Annotated in this window: 16 protein-coding genes; 12 read left to right on the forward strand and 4 right to left on the reverse strand. The window is 67.1% G+C overall.

Translation table 11 applies throughout. From position 1 onward, the window contains the following. Positions 1 to 208: 208 nt before the first annotated feature. From J7500_RS07925 to J7500_RS07950, 6 genes are all read left to right on the forward strand, one after another. Positions 209 to 3,355 (forward strand): TonB-dependent receptor, encoded by a 3,147-nt coding sequence (locus tag J7500_RS07925; protein ID WP_294061146.1) that lies wholly within the window; start codon positions 209 to 211, stop codon positions 3,353 to 3,355. A gap of 130 nt (positions 3,356 to 3,485) precedes the next feature. Next, entirely contained in the window at positions 3,486 to 4,205 is a 720-nt protein-coding gene (locus J7500_RS07930) for a SapC family protein (RefSeq protein WP_294061147.1), read from the forward strand. A gap of 4 nt (positions 4,206 to 4,209) precedes the next feature. Then, positions 4,210 to 5,241 (forward strand): cupin-like domain-containing protein, encoded by a 1,032-nt coding sequence (locus tag J7500_RS07935; protein WP_294061148.1) that lies wholly within the window; start codon positions 4,210 to 4,212, stop codon positions 5,239 to 5,241. A gap of 11 nt (positions 5,242 to 5,252) precedes the next feature. Next, positions 5,253 to 6,746 carry a tryptophan halogenase family protein gene (locus J7500_RS07940; RefSeq protein WP_294061149.1) on the forward strand — a complete coding sequence of 498 codons (1,494 nt, stop codon included), beginning with the start codon at positions 5,253 to 5,255 and terminating at the stop codon, positions 6,744 to 6,746. A 427-nt stretch (positions 6,747 to 7,173) separates the two neighbouring features. Continuing rightward, positions 7,174 to 7,623 carry a hypothetical protein gene (locus tag J7500_RS07945; RefSeq protein WP_294061150.1) on the forward strand — a complete coding sequence of 150 codons (450 nt, stop codon included), beginning with the start codon at positions 7,174 to 7,176 and terminating at the stop codon, positions 7,621 to 7,623. 266 nt (positions 7,624 to 7,889) lie between these two features. After that, a complete protein-coding gene (locus tag J7500_RS07950) occupies positions 7,890 to 8,330 on the forward strand; it encodes a hypothetical protein (protein ID WP_294061151.1) in 441 nt (146 codons plus the stop codon). Between the two features lie 154 nt (positions 8,331 to 8,484). Here the strand turns inward: J7500_RS07950 and J7500_RS07955 are convergent, their stop codons facing one another. The 3 genes from J7500_RS07955 to J7500_RS07965 form a co-directional block, all read right to left on the reverse strand. Continuing rightward, positions 8,485 to 9,456 carry an alpha/beta hydrolase gene (locus tag J7500_RS07955; RefSeq protein ID WP_294061152.1) on the reverse strand — a complete coding sequence of 324 codons (972 nt, stop codon included), beginning with the start codon at positions 9,454 to 9,456 and terminating at the stop codon, positions 8,485 to 8,487. Between the two features lie 80 nt (positions 9,457 to 9,536). Next, positions 9,537 to 9,869, reverse strand: a complete 333-nt coding sequence (locus tag J7500_RS07960) for a hypothetical protein (RefSeq protein WP_294061153.1) — start codon at positions 9,867 to 9,869, stop codon at positions 9,537 to 9,539. A 14-nt stretch (positions 9,870 to 9,883) separates the two neighbouring features. After that, a complete protein-coding gene (locus J7500_RS07965; protein ID WP_294061154.1) occupies positions 9,884 to 11,371 on the reverse strand; it encodes a L,D-transpeptidase family protein in 1,488 nt (495 codons plus the stop codon). A gap of 271 nt (positions 11,372 to 11,642) precedes the next feature. On the opposite strand from J7500_RS07965, the gene J7500_RS07970 reads away from it, so the two are divergent. The 5 genes from J7500_RS07970 (at position 11,643) to J7500_RS07990 (ending at position 17,863) form a co-directional block, all read left to right on the forward strand. After that, positions 11,643 to 12,995, forward strand: coding sequence for an MFS transporter (locus J7500_RS07970; RefSeq protein WP_294061155.1), 1,353 nt, complete (start codon positions 11,643 to 11,645; stop codon positions 12,993 to 12,995). A gap of 165 nt (positions 12,996 to 13,160) precedes the next feature. Next, entirely contained in the window at positions 13,161 to 13,964 is an 804-nt protein-coding gene (locus tag J7500_RS07975) for a GDSL-type esterase/lipase family protein (RefSeq protein WP_294061156.1), read from the forward strand. Between the two features lie 159 nt (positions 13,965 to 14,123). Next, on the forward strand, positions 14,124 to 15,290 hold the full coding sequence (locus tag J7500_RS07980; RefSeq protein WP_294061157.1) for a Gfo/Idh/MocA family oxidoreductase: 1,167 nt from the start codon (positions 14,124 to 14,126) through the stop codon (positions 15,288 to 15,290). 16 nt (positions 15,291 to 15,306) lie between these two features. After that, a complete protein-coding gene (locus J7500_RS07985) occupies positions 15,307 to 16,659 on the forward strand; it encodes a Gfo/Idh/MocA family oxidoreductase (protein ID WP_294061158.1) in 1,353 nt (450 codons plus the stop codon). 181 nt (positions 16,660 to 16,840) lie between these two features. Beyond that, on the forward strand, positions 16,841 to 17,863 hold the full coding sequence (locus J7500_RS07990) for an oxidoreductase (RefSeq protein WP_294061159.1): 1,023 nt from the start codon (positions 16,841 to 16,843) through the stop codon (positions 17,861 to 17,863). Positions 17,864 to 17,896: 33 nt separating this feature from the next. On the opposite strand, the gene J7500_RS07995 is transcribed toward J7500_RS07990, so the two are convergent. Next, positions 17,897 to 20,452: a cellulase N-terminal Ig-like domain-containing protein gene (locus J7500_RS07995; protein ID WP_294061160.1), complete on the reverse strand. Its 2,556-nt coding sequence runs from the start codon at positions 20,450 to 20,452 to the stop codon at positions 17,897 to 17,899. Positions 20,453 to 20,701: 249 nt separating this feature from the next. On the opposite strand from J7500_RS07995, the gene J7500_RS08000 reads away from it, so the two are divergent. Further along, positions 20,702 to 22,288 carry a response regulator gene (locus J7500_RS08000; protein ID WP_294061161.1) on the forward strand — a complete coding sequence of 529 codons (1,587 nt, stop codon included), beginning with the start codon at positions 20,702 to 20,704 and terminating at the stop codon, positions 22,286 to 22,288. Positions 22,289 to 22,638: the final 350 nt, after the last annotated feature.

Raw genomic sequence — 22,638 nt, forward strand, 5'->3', positions numbered from 1 at the left:
CAAGCGTGTGAAATCGGGAACCTCGCTGTCGTAAGTCCAAGAAAATACGCAAAAAAATCCAATGCTCGAATTCCCGCCGCGGCAAGCGCAATACGGTTGACAACGTAAGACAGCCTGATAGCGTTAACATCGGGAAGCGAAAGGTCGCTCCGTATCCATGCGAATTACGACGCAGACCCTTATTGGCGCGTCGATGAGGAGGGGACAGATGAGAAGCTCACGTACACCAGTTTTCACGCGTTCGACGTCGGCGATTGCCCTCGCGGCCTGCTTCCTGATGCCCGGCGTGGCATTTGCACAGGATGCCGGTGCCCAGGCGCAGGCTGGTACGCCGGCCGCGGACGATCAGAACACGGGCGACGATATCGTCGTCACCGGCATCCGCGCTTCGCTGGATCAGGCGATCGCGATCAAGCGTGACTCCGCCGGCGTCGTCGACGCGATCTCTGCCGAGGATATCGGCAAGTTCCCGGATACCAACCTGGCGGAATCGCTGCAGCGCATCACCGGCGTCTCGATCACGCGCGCCAATGGTGAAGGCTCGCAGGTCGCCGTCCGCGGCTTCAGCGGCGGCTTCAACCTGGTGACGATCAACGGTCGCCAGCTCCCCTCCACCAACATCGACACGAGCACCGGCAACGCCTTTGCGCGTGGTACCGGCCGCTCGTTCGACTTCCAGAACCTCGCGTCGGAAGGCGTGAGCCGCCTCGAAGTCTTCAAGACCGGCCGCGCCAACATCCCGTCGGGCGGCATCGGTGCGTCGATCAACATTGTCACGCGCCGCCCGCTCGACGCGAGCGAGGACGGCCTGTCCGGCTCGATCGGCGCCAAGGCGCTCTATGACCTCTCGGTGGAGGATGCCGAGGGCAATCTGAGCAAGATCACGCCGGAAGTCTCCGGGCTGGTCAACTGGAAGAACGAGGCCGAGACCTTCGGCGTCACCGTGTTCGGCAGCTATCAGCTGCGTGAATCGACTTCGATCCAGTCGAACCCGAACTATTGGAACATCGTGCCGCTGGCCGACTTCCTGAACACGGCGGGTCCGTACATCACCCCGACGACGAACATCACCAATCGGCCGACGACGCCCTTCGTCCAGGTCCCGAACGACAGCCGCTACCAGTTCTCCGAGAACCGCCGCGAGCGTCTGAACGGCCAGGCCGTGGTTCAGTTCAAGCCGACGGACAGCCTGGAGATCACGGTCGACGGTCTCTATGCCCGGAACAAGCTGAGTGACGAGCGCAGCGAGCAGACCAACTGGTTCCAGCGGCCGTTCACCGACGTCACCTTCGACGACAACACGCAGATGCAGAGCGCGGTCATCCTCGCCGAGGCCGTGCAGGCGGACAAGGGATATGAGCAGCAGCGGTTCGCCACCGACACCGAGCTCTACTCGATCGGCGGCAACCTGAAGTGGAACTTCACCGATAACCTGTCGCTGACCCTCGACGCCAACCACTCGAAGTCGAAGACCAACCCGGACAATTCGAACGGCTCGTCCGCGACGACGGTCTCGATCGGTGCCCCGGTCCGTGCGACGCACCGGCTCGACTTCACCACCGGCTTCCCGCAGCAGTCGGAAACGATCAACGACTGCCCTGCGACCAACGGCGGCCGCGGCGGCAACTGCAACGGCGTGCTCGACATCGGCGACATGGGCACGCAGATCGCGCGTGTCATCTACTCGGAGCAGGAAGCACGCATCAACCAGTACACCGCCGAACTCGGCTGGGATCTGGGCGAGGGGAGCCGCTTCAGCTTCGGCGGCAACTATGTCGACTCGAAGATGCGCTCGGTGACGTCCAACACGCAGCAGATGCTGGGTGACTGGGGCATCACCGACACCGGCATCGTCAGCCAGATGGCCGGCGATCTGGTCAAGACCTACTGCATGACCTGCAAGTTCGACAAATATGATCCGGCTTCGACGGGATCGGCGTTGGTCGCGTTCCGCGGTAACGCCGTCGATCTCCTCGACGTGTTCGGGCCCTATTATGCGAACAGCGGGATCGCTGGCCGAGGGGTCATGAACCAGGGGGCGTCCGACGACACCGTGGGCGAGAAGACCTGGGCGGTCTTCGGCCAGATGAATTGGGCCGGCGAAATCGCCGGGCGCAAGGCGAACGCCCTGATCGGCGTCCGCTACGAGAAGACCGACGTCACTTCGATCGCCATTCAGTCGGTTCCGGCGGCGATGCGGTGGCAGTCGGACAACGACTTCCTCGTGGACGGCGGGCCTGCCGGTGACGCCCTCACCGTGAAGGCAAGCTACGAAAATCTGCTGCCGTCGCTCGACTTCAACATCGAAGTCGTCGACAACGTGGTTGCGCGTACCTCGTTCAGCCGGACGCTCGCGCGTGCGGATTACAGCAACCTGTTCGCATCGGTCACTGCCGGTGCGCCGAACCGCCCGACGGCGCTCGGTGCGGCACTGCCAAGCGCAAGCCGCCAGGATCCCGGCCTGTTGCCGCTGGTGTCGGATAACTTCGACGTCTCCGTCGAGTGGTACTACAAGCCCTCGAGCTTCGTCTCGATCGGCTTCTTCAACAAGAACGTTCGCAATTTCATCGGTACCCAGGTCACCAACGGCAACCTGTTCGGCCTGCGGGATCCGGGCTCGGGCGCGGCGGGTTCGCGGTCGGGCGTCGCGCTGGCCTATCTGCGCGACAACAACATCCCGATCAGCGACATCAATCTGTTCGCCTACACGGCGCTTCTGGTGCAGAACAACGGCAACCAGGCGGCCGCCACGGCACAGTTCCAGGCGAACTACACGCCGGGCGTCGGGCTGGGCACCGCGTTCTACAACAGCCTGGCAGCCGCTGTGGACGTCCTCGGTGACTCCACCGATCCGTTGGTCAACTTCGCGATCAGCGGCCCGATCAACAACCGTGAAGGCAACATCCACGGCTTTGAGGTCGCCTGGACGCACTTCTTCGGGAACTCGGGCTTCGGCTTCGCAGCGTCGTACACCAAGGTGGATGGCAACGTGAACGTGGACCCCTATGCGGATCCGAACGTCAACGTCTTCGCGCTGACTGGCCTCGGCGACAGCGCGAACCTGACCGCGATCTACGACAAGAACGGCCTCTCGGCCCGCGTGTCGTACAACTGGCGCGACAAGTATCTGTCGGGCGTGAACCAGGGCGGCAATCGCAACCCGCTGTTCACCGACAGCTTCGGAACGCTGGACGCGAACATCAGCTACGACGTCACCGACAACTTCGCGGTGTCGCTTGAGGCGGTCAACCTGACGAGCGAGCCGTTCCGTCAGTACGCCCGCACCGAGACCAACCTGGTGTACGTGCAGGAGCTCAAGCCGCGCTTCTGGCTCGGCGCACGCTACCGCTTCTGATCGGATCGAAGGTGCGCTTCGGCGCACTCCCGACAAAGGGGGAGAGAGGCCGCCGCGCATTGTGCGGCGGCCTTTTTCTTTTGCCCGTCTCCACCGCACTGCTAGACCTGAGAAAACAGGACCGCGGCGAATGAATCCCGTTCAGATCAACAATATCGACCATGCGCAGCTTCGCGTCAGCCCGCGCGCCGGCGCGGCGTTCGGCGACGCCACCAATCAGGCACTGGTCTTCCCCGCCGAGTTCGAAGAGCTGCAGCGCGAGTTCGCGATCATATTCCGCCGTCGCGAGACCGGGCTTCAGGCTTATGCGCTGCTGGGTCTGGACCGCGACGAAAACCTGTTCCTGGCCGGCGAGCACTGGGCCAGTCGCTATGTGCCCGCGACGCTTCGAAGGGGCCCGTTTTCGATCGGCATTGCCCGGTCGGAGGACGGCGAGGCCGGCGAGCCGATGGTCCATCTCGACATGGACGATCCGCGCGTCGGCGACAGCGAGGGCCTGCCGCTCTTCCTCGAACACGGCGGCAACGCGCCCTATCTGGACCATATGTCCGGGGTGCTGCGGCTGCTCTATCAGGAGATGGAGAAGGCCCCGGCCTTCTACGCCGCGCTCGACGAAGCCGAGCTGCTCGCGCCGGTCACACTCAGCATCGATGTGAGCGAAGAGCGGCGCTACACGGTTCCCGACGTGCTCGTGGTCGACATCGAGCGACTTGCCGGGCTCGCGGGCGAGCCGCTGGAGCGGCTGCACCGATCGGGTGCGCTGCGGCTCGCCATTTTCGCAGCTTCCTCTCTCGGCAACGTGCAGCAGCTGATTTCACGCAAGCAAGCGCTGCTCGGCGCAAACGGCTGAACCCATGCCGGTCGTCTCTCGCCGCACGCGCGTGATCGAGGGAGCCAAGGCCTCCAGCCTTCCGGTCGCCGAACTGATCGCCGAGGGCCGTCCGGCGATCCTGCGCGGGATCGCGCGCGACGTGCCGCTGGTCGCTGCGGGGGTGGAGGGGCCGGCATCGGCAGTCGCGTGGCTCAAGCAGTTCGACGGCGGCCGCCCGGTCACCGCCTATGTCGGGGACGCGGCGATCGGCGGGCGCTTCGGCTATGCCGAGGATTGCACTGCGCTCAACTTCGCCCGGGAGCGCGGGTCGCTCTCCGCCTATCTCGACCAGATACTGGGCGACATCGGCAATCCCGACGCGCCGGCGATCTACATCGGCTCGACCGATATCGACCAGTATTTGCCCGGCCTGCGGGAGCAGGCCGCTTTGCCGTTCGGCGATCCCGAGCTGGTGGCGCATCCGCCGCTGGTCAGCATCTGGATCGGCAACCGGACGATCGCGTCGGCGCATTACGACATGTCGAACAACATCGCCGTGACTTTGGTCGGGCGCCGCCGCTTCACGCTGTTTCCCCCCGATCAGGCCGCGAACCTCTATCCGGGCCCGTTCGACCTCACGCCCGCCGGGCAGGTCGTCTCGATGGTCGATTTCGACGCGCCCGACCTCGCGTGCCATCCCCGCTTCGCCGAAGCGCTGGCGGCAGCCGAGGTGGCGGAGATGGAGCCGGGCGACGCGCTGATCTATCCGGCGCTGTGGTGGCACCAGGTCGAGGCGCTCGATCCCTTCAACGCGATGATCAACTACTGGTGGAACGCGGCGCCGCGCTTCATGGACACGCCGCAGATCACCTTGCTCCACGCGCTGCTGAGCCTGCGCGACCGCCCCGAGCATGAGAAGGCGGGCTGGAAGGCGCTGTTCGACTATTACGTCTTCGGCCCGGGCGAACAGGCCGGTGCGCATCTGCCCGAGGAGGCGCGCGGCGCTCTGGGCGCGATGGACGAAATGAAGGCGCGGAGGCTGCGCGCGCAGATCCTGCAGCGCCTCAACCGCTGAGGGGAGGGCCCGTGGAAGGACAGGTGGTGAAGCGGGTGGTGATCGCCGGGGGCGGCACCGCGGGATGGGTGGCCGCGGCCGCGCTGGTGCGGCACCTGGGGCCGCTCCTCGACATCACTCTGGTCGAATCCGACGAGATCGGCACCGTGGGGGTAGGGGAATCGACCATCCCTACCTCGCGCAGCTTCCACACGCTGCTCGGCATCAACGAGCAGGCCTTCATGCGTGCCACCCAGGCGAGCTTCAAGCTGGGCATCGTCTTCGAGAACTGGGCGCGCGAGGGCGATCGCTACGTCCACAGCTTCGGCCAGATCGGGCGCAAGTCGACCTGGATGGCCGATTTCCACCATTTCTGGATGCACGCGCGCGCGCAGGGCTTCGGCGGCGAGCTCGGCGACTATTGCTTCGAGCTCCAGGCGTCGGAGGCGGAGAAGTTCGCCACCGGCAAGGACGCCGAGATCAGCTACGCCTATCACCTCGACGCCACGCTCTACGCGCGCTTCCTGCGCGGGCTGGCCGAGCCGGCGGGGGTCAAGCGCGTCGAGGGCAAGATCGCGACGGTCGAGCAGGACGCCGAGACCGGCTTCATCACTGCGCTCGCGCTCGAATCGGGCCAGCGGATCGAAGGCGATCTGTTCATCGACTGCACCGGCTTCCGCGCGCTGCTGATCGAGAAGACGCTCCAGACCGGCTTCGAGGACTGGTCGCACTGGTTGACCACCGACAGCGCCTATGCGGTGCAGACGCGCTCGACCGGGCCGGCGGTCCCCTATACCCGCGCGATCGCGCACGCGAACGGCTGGCGCTGGCGCATCCCGCTGCAGCACCGCGTCGGCAACGGCTTCGTCTTTTCGAGCCGCTACCTGTCCGACGAGGACGCCAAGGCCCAGTTCCTCCGCGACATCGAGGGCGAGCCGCTGTTCGATCCGCGGCTGATCCGCTACCGCACCGGCCGGCGGCGCAAGGCGTGGAAACGCAACTGCATCGCCATGGGGCTGTCGAGCGGGTTCATCGAGCCGCTCGAATCGACCAGCATCCACTTGTTCAAGATCGGCGTGACCCGGCTGATCAGCCTCTTCCCCTTCGGCGGCGTGACCGAGGCAGTGGCCGAGCGCTACAACGCGATGTCGCAGGGCGAGCTGGAGGGCATCCGCGACTTCATCATCCTCCACTATCACATGAACCAGCGCGACGATTCGCCCTTCTGGAAGAGCTGCCGCGAGCTCGAGATCCCGGACTCGCTCGCCGAGCGCATCGAGGCGTTCCGCGACGGCGCGCAGGCGTGGCAGGACTCGATCGACCTGTTCCGCATCGACAGCTGGGTGCAGGTGCTGCTCGGCCAGCGGCTGGAGCCGCGCAGCTTCCACCAGCTCGCCCGGATGATGCCGGCGGAGGAGCTGCGGGGGGCGCTCGACGCGATCAAGGCCGACATCGCCGCCAGGGTCGCGCGCATGCCGAGCCACGAGCAATTCCTGCGGAGCTATTGCGCCGCGCCGGACGCCTAGCTTCCCACTTTTCCCGCGTTTTCGGCAATAAGGTTGCGCGCTCGCGTAAGGTTATTACTTGCGGCTGGTGTTGACGCGGCGCAGGGACATTCGCCGGAAGTGGACAAAGTTGACACCCTCTGCGGGGTTTTTCGTTCGTTTTTTCGCTTGCGCGGCGCGCGACCGGCGCGGGGTGGAGTTCGTCGAGAATGTCTCGGCACAGGATCGGACGGTTCAAAGAGCAGCGGCGCCTGGAGCCGGCGCGGCACCAGCCAAGCAAGCGAAATCCTATTTTGCAAGGGATGGAGGGTTGTGTCTCGCCGAACGTTCGCGATTAGCTGCCCGTCGGCTTGATAGGGCAGGAGTCGCGGCTATTGCCGCTTGGTGGAAGAAAGCTATTCCCATTTTCGAAGCCTGAAGCATCTAGGGACGAGCGTTGAAATCCAGATTGAAGCTGCTCTGCCTGGCGTTTCTGGGGATCATCGCATTCGTGACGATCGGCATCGGGCTGGAAAACTACCTCGGCGTTCCGTTTGCCGTGACCTATCGCGTGGCATGCGCGGGTGCGTGTCTCTATATAATCGCCCAATTCGGATCAGATTATCCGGGGGAGCGGTGGCCTTGGATCGGGCTCTTGATAGCGCTGCTGTTCAACCTGGGCCTGTTCTTCTCGCCGCTGGCCCGCCTGCCGGCGTCGAAGGGAGACATACTGTTCTTTGGCTTGCCCGACGCAACCATCATGTTAGCCGCGCGGATCGTCTCCTATCGCGTTACGGACGACCATCAGCGTGCGGTGCGCCAGCAGATGATCGTCAGCCTCATCCTGGCCATGGCGTTTTCCGCGCTTTTCCTCTCGATCATGTTCATTCCGTCGCCTTCGCCCATTGATCCGCGCTAGCAAGAGGCGGTTGAAAACCCTCTACTGCTGGCGGGATAGGGCGGTCGAAGCCTGACGAAAGCGAGAGTGCGAGGGGTTTCGCGCCCAATGGCTGACGGTTCAAAGAGCAGCGCCGCCCGGAGCCGGCGCAGCACCAGCCAAGCAAGCGAAATCCTATTTTGCAAGCTCGGGGCGGCCGGTTGCCGGACGTCGGTCACCGGGTGGAAAGCTGTCGTTAACAGGCGCGGGCGCATTACTGGGACGATTGGCTGTTAGGGAGCCACGCCTTGCTGATTAAATCGCTCGTGCTGGTTTCGACGTTGCTTTGCGTCAGTGCTCAGGCCGACTCAGCAGATGTGCAGGACCGATTGCTCGGCGCAGCCGAGATTCGCGCAGCGCTAAGCGGCAAGGTCATTGCCTACGGCCCGAAGGGCTGGGCAGACGCCGGCATCCACGAGGAATTCCAAGAAAAGGGAATTTGGAAGGGGATCTACTACTCATTCGGGCCAATCCCCTTTTCCGGCCGCTGGTCAGTTGTGGGCAATCAACTGTGTGTCAGCCCTGACCGACGCGCGATCGTGGCCCACTGGTTCGAGGGGAGTCGTTGCCGCAGCATTTGGCGTGAGCGAACATCCGGAGCACTGAAGCTCGAACATTTGAACCCTGGCTTCGACAAAATCGGCCCACTCTCGGTAAAAATCACCGAGCTCAGCAACCTCAGACGATAGTGGCAGCTATCGGGGCGCTTGCTGCCGGTCCGCTTTTCGCGCCCGCTCGCTGTTCAAAGAGCGCAGGCCGATCCGATGGACAGGGAACCAGGCAGGCGGAATCCCGGGATCGCGCGCGGCGTCTTCCAAGGAGGCGATCGGGCGCGCGAGCATCTCAGCCGAGACCCTGCGCCCGCGCCCACGCGACGAAGAGTTCCTTCCAGCGCCGTGCGGGCTCCCCTGCCGGACCGGGGAGTCCGAGGCCATGTTCGCCGGCGGTGAACAGGTGCGTTTCCACCTTCACGCCGGCCGCCTTGAGAGCGGCGCGCATCTCGAGGGTGTTTTCGACCGAAACGACGGTGTCGTCCTCGGCATGGGCCAGGAAGCAGGGCGGGGTGGCGGCGCTGACATTCTGCGCAGGGCTGTGCGCTCGCTGCACATCGGGTGACGGTTCCGGGCCCAGCAGCATGTCGCGCGAGCCCTGGTGCGCGAGCGGCAGGCGCATCGACTGGACGGCATAGATCGGCGCCGCGATCGCCGGCCGCGCGCTCAGCCGATCGGCGGCATCGACGGGGTCATAGACTCGCGCCTCGCTCCGGGTGGCGAGATCACCGCAGACATGGCCCCCGGCGGAAAAGCCGAGCGCGCCGACCTTGTCCGGATCGACGCCATATTGCGCCGCGCGCGCACGGATCAACCGCATGGCGCGCTGCGCATCTGCAAGCGGCACATCCGCCCGGTTGGCCCAGCCCTCGCCCGGCAGACGATAATAGAGCACGAAGACGGTCCAGCCGCGCTCGGCGAGCCAGGGCCCGATCTGATAGCCTTCCACGTCGATGACGATCACCGAGTAACCGCCGCCCGGCGTCACCAGCAGCGCCGCCCCGTTCGGCTTCGACGGCCGGAACACTTTCATGCGGGGGCGGGCGATGCCCTTGACCATGCGGCCGTGGCGTTGGGCATTGCCGGTCTCGATCACCTGTTCGACGGGCAAGATCGGCGGCGCGCCGGGGGGAATGCCGGGCCACAGCTCGATCTCCTCCGCCGGAAAGGCAGGCCAGGCGCCGGACTGCTGCGCAGCACGCGCAGGGGCGCTCAGCAACCCTGCAGTCACTCCAGCCAGCAAGGCTTCGCGACGATTCAGCATCAGCGTCTGTCCATTCCCCTGTCGGAGGCGGCCTGCCGCCGAGGGACGGGGGCGTCGCCGGCAGGACCAGGCGCGCGGCCTTACTGCGCCGGCTGGGCTTCGTTGGCGCCTTCGTCGCGCGAGACGCGGGCGGTCATGCCGGTGGCGTCTGCGTCGTCCTGGGTCTGTTCGCTGGGGGCGATCTCGGGGGCGGGGGCCGCCATGGTCTCGGCAGTGGTGTTGTCGACGCGCGCGGCGGGCGGCGCTTCGTCCGCGGGCAGCTCGGTCATGTTGGTCGCGTCGGGGATCGGCATGGTGTCGGTGGCGTTGACGGCCGGCGCGGGCTGCTCGTCGTTCGAGCCGCCGCCGCATGCGGCGAGGCCGAGCGGGGCGAGGGCGAGGGTCGCCAGCACGGCGATGCGCTTGATGGTCATGGTCTTTCCCTTTTTCAGCGTTGCGCCGCGGTCACGGCCGAGCGGTTTTCGATCTTGGATGCCAGCGTCTTGTCCCAGCCATAGGGGTCGGCGCGGAAGTTCATCGTGCCGTTGGCGCTGGCATAGGCGGTCCAGTAGAGCAGATAGACCGCCACCTGGTCCTGGTCCTTCAGCGGCACGCGCAGCGTCTTGCCCGCGTCGATCGCCGCCTGGATCTGCGGCGGCTGCCATTCGGGATCGTTGCGCAGCAGCAGCTGGGCGAGCTCGCTCGGCTTCTCCAGCCGCACGCAGCCATGGCTCTCGAGCCGGCTGAAGCGCGAGAAGGTGGTCTGGCTGGGCGTGTCGTGCAGATAGACCGCATAGGGATTGTTGAAGTCGAACTTGTAGCGGCCGAGCGCGCTGCTCGGCCCCGGCTGCTGCTGGATGCGGCGATTGGGGCCGGTGCCGATGATCTTGTAGTTGTTGCGCTTGAGATAGGCCTCGCCCTTCGGGAACAGCTCCTTGGCGGCGATGCCGGCGGGGACGTTCCACGGCGGATTGAGCACGATCGAGTGGATCTTCGACTGGAGCATCGGCGTCTCGTTGCCCGGACGGCCGGTGACTGCCTTCATCGAGAAGATCGCCTCGTCGCCTTCGAACACCGTCATCACCGCGGCGGCGATGTTGACCTGGATGCGTTTCGCCGGGAGGGTCGCCGGAAGCCAGCGCCAGCGCTCGAGGTTCGCCATGATCTGGCGCACGCGGTCGCCCGCGGGCACGTTGAGCGCGGCGAGCGTGCCGGTGGAGACCACGCCGGTGGGATTGAGGCCGTAGCGGCGCTGCGCGCGCTGGACCGCGGCCTGGAGCGGCGCATCGAACTTGGTGCCGGCGGGATCGACTGCGCTGTCCTCGACCGCGAGGCGCTTGCGCAGCGTCGCGACGCGCGCGCCGGTGGCGCCGAGCCCCATGTCGGGGCCGGCCGGGATGGTCGGCCAGCCGCCCGCCGCCTCGATCTTGCGATAGGCCTGGAGTCCCTTCTGGAGCGCGTCATAGCCCGAATAGGGCGGGGGGAGCGCGCGGATCCACTGGGCGATCCGGTCACGCTTCACGGCGTCGGCGAAGCCGGGCAGCGGGTCGTAGGGCTGGGGGCGGAGGCCCCAATTCTCCTGGAAGTCGCTGGTATCGAGCCGGCCCGAATGGACCGCGCGGGCATAGTCGAGCGCGGCGCGGACCAGCGCGTCGTTGTCGCGGATCGGGGGCTGCGCGCTGCCGTCGTGGCGCAGGCCCTGGGCGAAGGAGGCGTCGGCCAGCATCTGGGTGAGCTGCGCGGCCTGGGTGGCGTTGAGCTTCGGCAGCGCGATCGGCTGGACCGGCGCGGGCACGGGCACTGCCTGGACCGGCGCAGGCACGGGGGCCGGCGGCGGAACCTGCTGCTGGGGGACCTGCTGTGCAAGCGTGGGGGCCGTGATCAGCCCCGCGCCGATTGCCAGGGCGAGGCCCTGCGGTGCCAAACTCAAACGCACTGGATACTTCTCCCGCTCGGACGGCGATGCCGCCTGAATCATGCCCTAATATGCGAATTCTCGCGCGGAGTGCGAGCGGGGAATGAACCGGAAGGCGCTCGGGGCCGGTCGCGGCGCCTTTCGCAGCACCGTGAAAATGCGATGGCGCCGCTTCTCAACCGCCGCGAAAGCCGGCATGTTCGCGCACGAAGGGCAGTCCGCCGGCCGCAGGCGCTGCCCGACAGAGGTATGCGGCGACAGCTTCATAACGAGCGTCCCAGGGAGAGCAGATTTGGCCAGCACGCGATCCACTCAGACAACGTTGGCATATGCCGCCGTCACCACCTTGTTCTTCGCCTGGGGCTTCATCACGTCGCTGATCGACCCGCTGGTCGCGGCCGTGAAGGGCGTCTTCACGCTCACCAATTTCCAGGCGCAGGCGGCGGCGTTCGCCTTCTTCATCGCCTATGGCGTGATGTCGTTCCCGGCGGCGGCGCTGCTCGCGCGAGTCAAGTCGATCCCGACGATCCTGATCGCGCTGGGCATGATGATCGCGGGGTGCCTGGTGATGCTGGTCGCGGCCAACGCCGCGGTGTTCACGCTGGTGCTGCTCGGGCTGTTCATCCTGGCGAGCGGAATCACCGTGCTGCAGGTGGCGGCGAACCCGCTGGCGGCGGCGCTGGGCGATCCGCGCTACAGCCATTTGCGGCTGACGCTCAGCCAGACCTTCAATTCGCTCGGCACCTTCCTGGGGCCGCTGCTCGGCGCGCATCTGTTTCTCAAGGGCGTCGAAGTGAAGGAAGGCGCGGCGATCACCGACGCGGTGCGCGCCGACGCGCTGGCGGGCATCGACTCCGCCTATTTCTGGATCTGCGGGCTGATCGCGGCGCTGGCGGTGTTCTTCTGGCTCAGCCGCCGCGTGGTGACCGAGGCGGCGCCGCCGTCCTCGGCCGAGGCGCGCGGCAGCATCGGCGCGCTGATCGCCGACGCCTTCTCGTCGCGCTGGGCGCTGTTCGGCGGGCTGGCGATCTTCCTCTATGTCGGCGCCGAAGTGTCGATCGGCACGCAGATGGCGCTGTTCCTCAATTCGGATGCGGTGTGGGGGCAGAGCGACGCGCCGTTCGGCGTGCCGCTGCTCGGCTTCGCGATGGGCAGCGACGGGGTGCATGGCGTGTCGCTGCAGGAGGCAGGCAAGGCGGTCGCCTTCTATTGGGGCGGCGCGATGGTGGGGCGCGCGATCGGATCCGCGCTGCTCGCCCGGGTCCGCGCCTCGGCGCTGCTCGCGCTGTTCACCGCCGTGGCGGCGGCGATGTGCCTCTATGTCGTCGCGGTGGGCGGGGTGACCGCGGGCTTCGTCGCCTTGTGCATCGGTCTGTTCAACTCGATCATGTTCCCGGTGATCTTCACCCTGACGCTCGAACGCTCGAGCGCGAGCGAGGAGGCGACCTCGGGGCTGCTCTGCACCGCGATCATCGGCGGCGCCTTCCTGCCGCTGCTGGTCGGCCGCGTGTCGGATGCGAGCAGCTATTCGGCGGCGCTGATCGTGCCGGCGGCCTGCTATCTGGTGCTCTGCCTGTTCGCGATCGGCGCGGGCCGGGCGCGGGTGCTGCGGCGCGAGGACGAGGTCGGCCCCTCGATCCACTGAGGGCGGAGTCTGAGCGAAGCGAAGGCGCCTGCGCGGGCCAGTAAACGAAATCTGCCGGGCGAAAAGCCTGACCACCGAAGTCCGCTACCCCGCCAATGCACGCGACATCCCGCGCCTCACGCTGCGTGGGTGGAATGTCGCCGATCAGAGCTTCGAGGTGCGGCCTTGATCGATCGCGGCGGCGTGACGCAGGATGCCCAGGTGCGCGAACCCGACCCGCTCGTTTCCGGAGGAACCATGACCGATCCCTTCCGCCGCGGCCTGCTTGCCGCGGGGCTGATGCTTCCCTTTGCCGCCTCCGCGCAGGGCACGCCGCAGCAGGAGACGTGGGAGCAGCGCTGGGCCCGCGAATTGCGCGAGGACTGGCCGATGCTCGGCCGCTACCGCGACGAGAACGCCAAGCTGCGCGCATCCGGCGCGAAGACCCACATCGTCTTCATGGGCGATTCGATCACCCAGGGCTGGCGCGAGAAGCGGCCGGCCTTCTTCAAGCCCGGCCGCGCCGGGCGGGGCATCAGCGGTCAGACCACGCCGCAGATGGTGCTGCGGATGATGGCCGACGTCATCGCGCTGGGGCCGCGCTTCGTCCACATCATGGCCGGCACCAACGACATCGCGGGCAATACCGGCCCGATGACGATCGAGCAGAGCTTCGACAATTATCGCATGATGACCGAGCTGGCGCAGGCGAACGGCATCAAGGTGCTGCTCGCATCGGTGCCGCCGGCGAACGGCTTTCCGTGGCGGCCGGGACTGGAGACGGTCGAGCCGATCCGCGCGCGCAACGCCTGGCTGAAGGACTATGCCAGGCGGGCAGGGGCGAGCTTCGTCGACTATACGCCAGTGCTCGCCGATGCCGCCGGAGGCATGAAGCCCGGGCTCGCCTATGACGGAGTGCATCCGACCGAGGCGGGCTATGCCGCGATGGAAACGGTGCTCGAGCCGCTGCTGCGCGCGCGAGGCGTGTGACGCTGCGGATCGGCGCTTCCCGGCGGCCGAATTTGCGCTAGCTTTCCGAATGCTTCGGGCGAGACCTGCGCAACGTGGGGGACACGCCCGCCACCTATCACGTCATCAACTGGAAGACCCGGCCACGCCGAAGGACTGACGCAAGAGGGAGGAAGCCGCATGGACCCGTTCGACCGCCGCGCGATACTGATGGGGACCGGAATCGCCGGGCTGGCGGCGGGTCTTCCCGCCGGGGCGTTCGGCCAGTCGGCCGCGCAGGGCAATGCGGTGTCGGAATCGGCCGCGCCCGCCGGGCCCGAGCCGGGGGTGAAGCACCGCATCGATTTCGGCGTGATCGGGCTCGACCACGCGCATATCTACAGCATGACCGACGCGATGATCCGCGGCGGCGGCACGCCCACAGCGTTCTTCGCGACCGACCCGGTGCAGATCGCCACCTTCCGCAAGCGCTATGGCAATGGCGTGCGGCTGGCGCGGAGCGAGGATGAAATTCTCGCCGACAAGTCGATCAAGCTCATCGTCGGGGCGCCGGTCCCGGATCTGCGCGCGCCGCTGGGCATCCGGGCGATGCGCGCGGGCAAGGACTATCTGGGCGACAAGCCCGCGATCACCAGCCTCGACCAGCTCGCCGAGGTCCGCCGCGCGGTGAAGGAGACCGGGCGCAAGTTCGCGATCCTGTATTCCGAGCGGCTCGAAGTACGCGCTGCGGTCCATGCCGGGCAGCTCGTCGACCAGGGACGGATCGGCAAGGTGATCCAGACGGTCAACCTCGCGCCGCATCGGGTCAGCCCTGCGAGCCGGCCCGACTGGTTCTGGGACAAGGCGCGCTATGGCGGCATCCTCACCGACATCGGCAGCCATCAGGCCGACCAGTTCCTCTACTACACCAAGACCACCAGCGCGCAGGTCGTCGCCGCGCAGACGGGCAACCTCCGCCACCCGGACCGACCGAAATTCGAGGATTTCGGCGACATGATCGCCACCGGCAACGGGGGCACGGGGTATGTGCGGGTCGACTGGTTCACCCCCGATGGGCTGCCGACCTGGGGCGACGGGCGCCTCTTCCTGCTCGGCACCGAGGGCTATATCGAGCTGCGCAAATATGTCGACATCGCCGGGCGGCCCGGCGGCAACCACTTGCTCGTCGCGGACAAGAAGGGCGTCGAATATGTCGATTGCTCGAAGGTGCATCTGCCGTTCGGGCCGCAGTTCATTGCCGACGTGGTCGAGCGCAGTTCGGTCGCGCAGGATCAGGACCAGGCGCTGCTCGCCGCCGAGCTGGTACTGACCGCGCAGAAGAATGCCACCCGGCCGATCCTGGCCTGAGCAAGGGAGGGGGACCATGGAGCTTTCCAGACGCAAGCTCATCCAGATCGGCGCCGCGGTCGCCGCGCCCGTGATCGTGCCGTCGAGCGTGTTCGGCCAAAACGCGCCGTCGAACCGCATCGCGGTGGGCGCGATCGGCGCGGGGCGGATCAGCCGCAGCCACGACATGAAGGAGATCCACCGCCACGACGACGCGCAGATCGTCGCGGTGTGCGACGTCGACACCAAGCGGCTGGGCGCGGGCATGCAGCTCGTCGACAGCCGCTACGCCGCCAAGTCGGGCAAGGACTATTCGGGCACCAGGGGCTATACCGATTTCCACGAGCTGCTCGCGGACAAGGGCATCGACGCCGTCCTGATCTCCACGCCCGACCACCAGCATGCGCCGATGGCGATCCATGCGGTCCGCGCGGGCAAGCATGTCTATCTCCAGAAGCCCGCATCGTTGACGATCGCCGAAGGGCGCAAGATGGCCGACGCGGTCGAGCGCAGCGGAAAGGTCCTCCAGATCGGCTCGCAGCAGCGCGGGTCCGAGCCCTGGCCGCAGTTCCGGCGCGCGGTCGAGCTGGTGCGCAACGGCCGGATCGGGCGGATCAAGCACGTTGAGGTCGGGCTGCCGGGCGACCCCTCGGGGCCCGAGGCGCCAGTGATGCCGATCCCCCGCAACCTCGACTACGACGCCTGGCTCGGCACCACGCCCGAGGTCTACTATACCGAGACGCGGGTGCATCCGCAGGACTCGTTCGAGAACCGCCCCGGCTGGTTGCGGATGGAGCAGTTCGGCGCGGGAATGATCACCGGCTGGGGCTCGCACCATGTCGACGTCGCGCACTGGGGCATGGACATGGAGCATTCGGGCCCGGTCGAAGTCTGGGGTAAGGCCGAGTTCCCCGCCAGCGGCCTGTGGGACGTCCACGGCCCCTTCGAGACGCACGCGCGCTATGCCAATGGCATGACGATGACGATCTCGGGCGCGCTGCCCAACGGGATCAAGTTCATCGGCGACAAGGGCTGGGTGTTCGTGACGCGGAGCGGCCCGGTGACGTCGAGCGATCCCGCGGGCCCGCAGATCGATCCGCTCCAGGCGAGCGATCCGAAGATCCTGACCAGCGTGATCGGGCCGAGCGAAGTCCAGATCCCCAAGACTCCCGAGCAGCATCGCAACTGGCTCGACGCGATCCGCACCGGCGTGCCGGTGAGCGCGCCCGCCGAGATCGGCCACCGCGCCTGCTCGACCTGCCTCGTCCACCATATCGCGATGAAGACGGGGCGGCGGCTGAAGTGGGACCCGGAGGCCGAACGCTTCCTGGGCGACGACGCGGCGAACGCGATGCTCAGCCGTCCCCAGCGCGCCAGATACGCAGTGTAGATTTTCTACTTCGCCTCCCTGAAAGGGAGGAGCAAGGGGTGGGCGTAGTGGCAGGTGAGGCTCGATTCCTCGACCGGCGCTTTGCTGGCTGCCGTTGAGTTTCTCTTGGCGCGCAGACGCGCGCACGCACCCCCGACCCCTCCCTGCAGGCAGGGAGGGGAGAACGAGAAAGGAGCAACGCATGATCCGCACCGGACTGATCGGCTTCGGGCTCGGCGGCACCGCGTTCCATGCACCTCTGGTCGAGGCGGTGGACGGGCTCGAGCTGGTCGCCGTCGCTACGCGCAAGGCCGAGGCGGTGGCCGCGGCCTATCCGCGGGCGCGCGCCACCACGCCCGAGGCGCTGATCGCCGATCCCGCGATCGACCTGGTCATCGTCTCCACGCCCAACGACACGCATTTCCCGCTCGCCCGCGCCGCCTTGGAGGCGGGCAAGCATGTCGTGATCGACAAGCCCTTCGCCAATTCGACCGACGAGGCGCAGCAGCTCATCGATCTCGCCACGGCGCGCGGGCGGCTGGCCATCCCCTTCCACAACCGGCGCTGGGACAGCGACTTCCTCACCGTGCGCAAGCTGCTCGACAGCGGGCGGCTGGGAGAGATCATGCTGTTCGAGGCGCATTGGGACCGCTTCCGCCCCGCGCTTGCGCAGCCGTGGAAGGAATCGGTCGAGGCGGGATCGGGCCAGCTTCCCGACCTCGGCCCGCACATGATCGACCAGATACTGCTGCTCTTCGGCATGCCCGAGGCGCTCAGCGCCGACCTGGCGGTGCAGCGCGAGGGCGGGGCGGTGGACGATTATTTCGACCTGACGCTCCACTATGGCGCGCGCCGCGTAGTGCTGTCCTCGTCGCGCCTGGTCGCCGCGCCGCGCCCGCGCTTCGGCATCCACGGGCGGCTGGGGAGCTTCGTCAAATATGGCCTCGACCCGCAGGAGAACGCCGCGCGCGCCGGGGGCAAGGCGAGCGATCCCGAGCATGGGCGCGAGGATCCGGAGATCCACGGCACGCTGACGCTGGGCGACGGCACGCGCGAAGTGATCGCGTCCGAGCGCGGCGACTATCGGCGCTTCTACGCGGGCGTCGTGGAGGCGATCGCCACGGGCAGCCCGCCGCCGGTCGCCGCGGAGGATGCGCTCGCCGGCTTGCGCATCATCGAACTCGCCCGCCGCAGCGCCACCGAGGGCCGGCGGCTGGCCGTCTAATGTCAGTCATCCCCGCGTTCGCGGGGATGACGGTTATTGGGATTTCCGGTAGAGTGCGTCCGCCGCCAGCGCGAGGAACATGTAGTTGGTCTCGCCGCCGCCCATCACATATTCGGTCTGCTGCCAGAAATAGGGCCAGGTCTTGAGCTCGGGCAGGTCGGGGCGCACGAGATTGGTGCCCGAGATCACTCCACCCGGGATGTAGGACCAGTCGGCGCGGTTGCCGCCATAGGCGGTCGTCGCCGAGACCGCGCCTACGCCCGAGGCGAAGCTGGCGGTGTTCTCGCCCGGATGCACGCCCAGCACGAAGTTGAGCGCATTGATGTAGCTGTCGGTCGAGGTCGCCTGGGGCCAGCCCTTGTGGAAGAAATATTGCTCGACCCCACGCCGCTGGATGTCCCAGCCCGCGCCCCAGATCTGCGGCTTGTAGGGCACGCCATAGGGGGAGTCGGTGCGCGCCTCGGCCGTCACCCTGGCCTGATAGGCCGTCACGGCGCGCGTCACATTGTCGCGGAAGCCCTGCGGCAGCTGGTCGAGGATCGAGGCGAGCATCCAGCCGGTCTTGTCGATCTGCGAGACGATGTCGTTCTCGAGCGTCACCAGCTTTGCCACCAGCGCGCGGTCGTGCGTCGCATGGATCAGCTCGGCGAGCGCGAACACGCGGTTTTCGGCCTTGCCGCGGTCGATCGCCCTGGTCGTCAGGTCGCGTGCGGCGGCGAGCGCCTCGGCCGCCAGCGCCGGGTTGCTCGCCTTGAGCGCCCGCGCGGCACCGGCGAGGCCGGCGGCGGTGTAGAGCTCGCGGTCGGGATTGTCCTCGGTGAACACCCAGCGATCGTCCCAGCGGATGGGGTTGCCGTTATTGTCGACGCCCAGGCCCTCGACCGGCTTGCGGAAGACATTGTCGGTCTGCAGCGATCCGTCGCCGAGCATCGCATATTGGCGCAGCGACGGATCGATGATGCCGCGATAGAGCCGACCCATCGCGCGATAGCCGCCGAGCACCGAGAGCAGCCCATGCTCGATCTGCTGGATCGCGTCGTTCTTCCCGTCGGGATCGTGGATCTCGACTAGGTTGCGCTTCTGGTCGATGCGGGTCGCGTCATAGTCGAGCCCGAATTCCTCGACCATGCGCGAGAGCAGCCAGACGGTGCCGATCTGCGATTCCACGCGCAGGTCGTAGTCACCCGCGTCATGCCAGCCGCCGGCGTTGAGGCCGGGCACGATCTCGCCCGGCTTGAACTTGGTGAGCGTCGAGGGCCCCTGCGCATAGCCGTCGTAATGGTTGAGCGGGCTCGGCGCCATCAGCGCGTCGTCCATATGATCGAGCCCGTGCCAGATGCGGTATTTCTCGCGCACCAGCATGTGGCACATCTGGACCGGCAGGAAATATTCGAGCGTCGGCTGCCAGACGTGGCGCGCATAGACGTCCTGCGCGATGCGGAAGGCCTGCGAGGTCTTATCGCCATAGCGCACGACGTACATGCCCGGCTCGCGCACCTGGCTGAAGTCGAAGGTGGCGTAGCGATAGCGCAGGAAATTGCCCCAGGGCCGGGGCGCGGCGCGCATCACTTCGGTGCGGCCCTCGGCGCCGAGGCGGTAGAGCGTCGCGGGCTGGAGCGCGTCGGTCGCGGCGTCGAGCTCGATCACTGCGCGCTTCGGCTGGGCCGGGGCGTAGCCGACCTGGCTGACCTGGATCACCGGCTCGTAGCGCCAGCCCGAGACGACGTTGGGCGTGACGATCCACTCGATAGCATTCTTCGTCGCGCCAGGCGCCACCTTGCCGCGGACGATGAACCAGCCGTTGTTGTGCGGCAGCCGCCCGTCGATCAGCTCGATCTCGCCGGTGCGGCTCTGGATCGAGAGCCGCTGCTTGTCCTCCTCGGGCGCGACCACCAGCGTCTTGCCCGTGGCGAGCGGCGCGGCGAGCGCCTGGCCGTTCAGCGACTGGACCGGCCCGTTGGCCTGGGCGTTGCGCGGCTCCGGAACCTTGCCGCCGGCCAGCCGTTCGACGGGGCCATTGGGCTGGCGCGGGAAGATGCCGGTCTGTCCATCCATCAGCCAGGATTTGCCGAACAGGTGCGTCGGGAACAGCTCGAGGTTGAAGCCCACCTTGCCCGTCCATTCGGGCGGCAGCGGCTTGTCCAGATCCACGCTGATCCGGAAGCTGTTGCCGCCCGCGGGCGAGACATGGACTGCGTAGCCGAGCTTCAGGTCGGGATAGTAGATCGGATTGAAGCCCTTCGAATCCTTGGTGGGATCGGGATAGCTGAGCGTCTGGGTGATCGTTCCTGTGGCGGAATCGACGTGCCGCTCGCCCGAGGCGGGCATCGGCGACCATTGGCCGGGCGCGGGCTCCAGCCGCAGGTCGCCGTTGGCGGCGACGCGGACGCCGTGCTGGATCACGGTCACGCCGGTCTGGTGGCCGTCGGGATAGATGTCGGTGAAGACGAACACGTCGAGCCCGGGCGTGGTCAGATAGCCCTTGTCGCCCAGGTGCAGGCCCTCGCTCGCCGGGCCCGCCGCGATGAGCGCCGGAAGCGCCACTCCCAGCATCAACAACCTGCCGATCCGCATTGCGTCCCCTCTCATGTTTCCTTCCTTGCGAAGGATCGTTTGAGGCGAGGGTGGCGCGGGAATGCGGCCCGGTCAACGCTGTCGGGCGCTTTTTGTCCGATGACTGCGGCCAGCGATGCCGGGGCAGTGCGCTAGCGCTCGCCACGCGTCCGGAAACTTCGTTCCGGTGCCGGCGAGTTACAGGCTTTTTCCGTAGGTTCAGGCGTACTCCGTTTTCGATATGCGAAACTACCCGCGGTAGCGCCGCGACTTTGAGGATTTTCGATGCACAGCCTGCTCGCGGCTTTCTGGAATGACGGCCTTGCACCCGACGCGAGCATGGGGCTGGTCTGGACTCATGCCGTGGCGGACGCCGTGTCGGCGCTGTCCTATGTCGCGATCGCCGTGGCGCTGTTCGTGTTGGTCCGCCGCCGCACCGAGCTTTCCTATGGCTGGGCCTTCTGGTGTTTCGCGGCCTTCCTGGCGGTGTGCGGCCTCGCCCATGCGGTGAATATCCTGGGCTTGTGGCACCCGGCCTTCGGGCTGCAGGCAGTGGTGAAGCTCGTGGGGGCAGCGGTGTCGCTCGCAGCAGCCATCGCGCTGTGGTTGTTGTTGCCCAAGGCGTTCACGCTTCCCTCCGCCGCCGAGTTGCACGCAGCGAACCGCGAGCTCGAAGAGCGCGTGCGCGAGCGTGACGCCGCGCTCGGGGATCTGCGCGCGCAGGCGGCGCAGCGCGAGCATGCCGAGGCCGCGCTGCTCCAGTCGCAGAAGCTCGAGGCGGTCGGCCAGCTCACCGGCGGCATCGCGCACGACTTCAACAATCTGCTCCAGGCAATCGCCGGCAATCTCGAGCTGATCGCGCGCAAGCCCGACGACGGCGACCGCGTCGTGCGCTGGAGCGCGAGCGCGCTCAACGCCGTCGAACGCGGGCGTGCGCTGACCGGCCAGCTCCTTGCCTTCTCGCGCAAGCAGCGGCTCGACATGGCCTCGGTCCGGCTGGTCGAGCTGATCGGCGGCGTGAAGGACCTGGTCGAGCGCGCGGTCGCGCCGCTCAGCCACGTCCAGATCAAGCCGATCGATCCGGCGCTAAACGTCGAGGCCGATCCGCTGCAGGTCGAGCTCGCAGTGCTCAATCTCGCCTTCAACGCGCGCGATGCGATGCCCGAGGGTGGCACGCTGACCATCTCGGCCGAACGGCGCAGCGGCCAGGTCGCGCCCGATCTTGCGCCGGGCGACTATGTCGCGCTCACGCTCCGCGACACGGGGACCGGCATGTCGCCCGAAGTGCTGGCGCGCGCGGCCGAGCCTTTCTTCACCACCAAGGGCGTGGGCAAGGGCACCGGCATGGGGCTGTCGATGGCCTATGGCGTGATGCGCGAGTGCGGCGGCGGGCTGCAGATCGAAAGCGAGCAGGGCAAGGGCACTGCGGTTACGCTGTTCCTGCGCGTGGCCCGCGTCGAGCCTCGCCGCGCAGTGGAGGACGACGCCCGCAGCGACCAGCGCATCGATCTATCGGACTGCCGGATCACGCTGATCGAGGATGACCCCGAGGTGCGCACCACGCTGGTGGAGATGCTGCGGGCAGCCGGGGCCGAAGTGCGCGAGGCCGGCGACGGCGCCGAAGGGCTCGAGCTGATCCGCGCGCGCAAGCCCGACCTGGTCATCGTCGATTTCGCGATGCCGGGCATGAGCGGCGCCGATGTCGCGCGCGAGGTCCGCCAGACCGATCCCGACCTCGACGTGCTCGTCGTCACCGGCTTCGCCGAATCGAGCCAGCTCGAGGCGCTCGCCGGGCCGCATCTGCAGATGCTCAAGAAGCCCTTCGAATCGCACGAGCTCCTCCGCCGCGTGGCGGACATATTGGATCGCTGAACCTCGTGTTCCCTTTCTGAAAGGGAGGGAAGCCAGGGCGTATCGACGTTCATCCTAACGCGCTCCCCTCCCTTTTGAGGAGGGGAGACGAATGTCGAGACAACCCAGCTTCCCGGCGCAAAATCTTGCCGCTTGCAAAATAGGATTTGGCCTGAAACAAAACGGGAACGCTCTTTCTCAATCTGAATATAATCGGCGTTTCGCGCGCACACGCACGCGCACGCGCGCAGGCACGTACGCACGCGCATGCGCCCGCGTTGGGGTCTCCACTTTGTCCACTTCCGCCGTGTCCACTTCCGGCATCGCCCCGCCGGATCGGCCGATGGTCAGGCCCGCTCGAACCGCCGCGA

It is taken from the genome of Sphingomonas sp., from assembly GCF_017744835.1.
In the GTDB taxonomy this organism is placed as follows: Bacteria; Pseudomonadota; Alphaproteobacteria; order Sphingomonadales; family Sphingomonadaceae; genus Sphingomonas.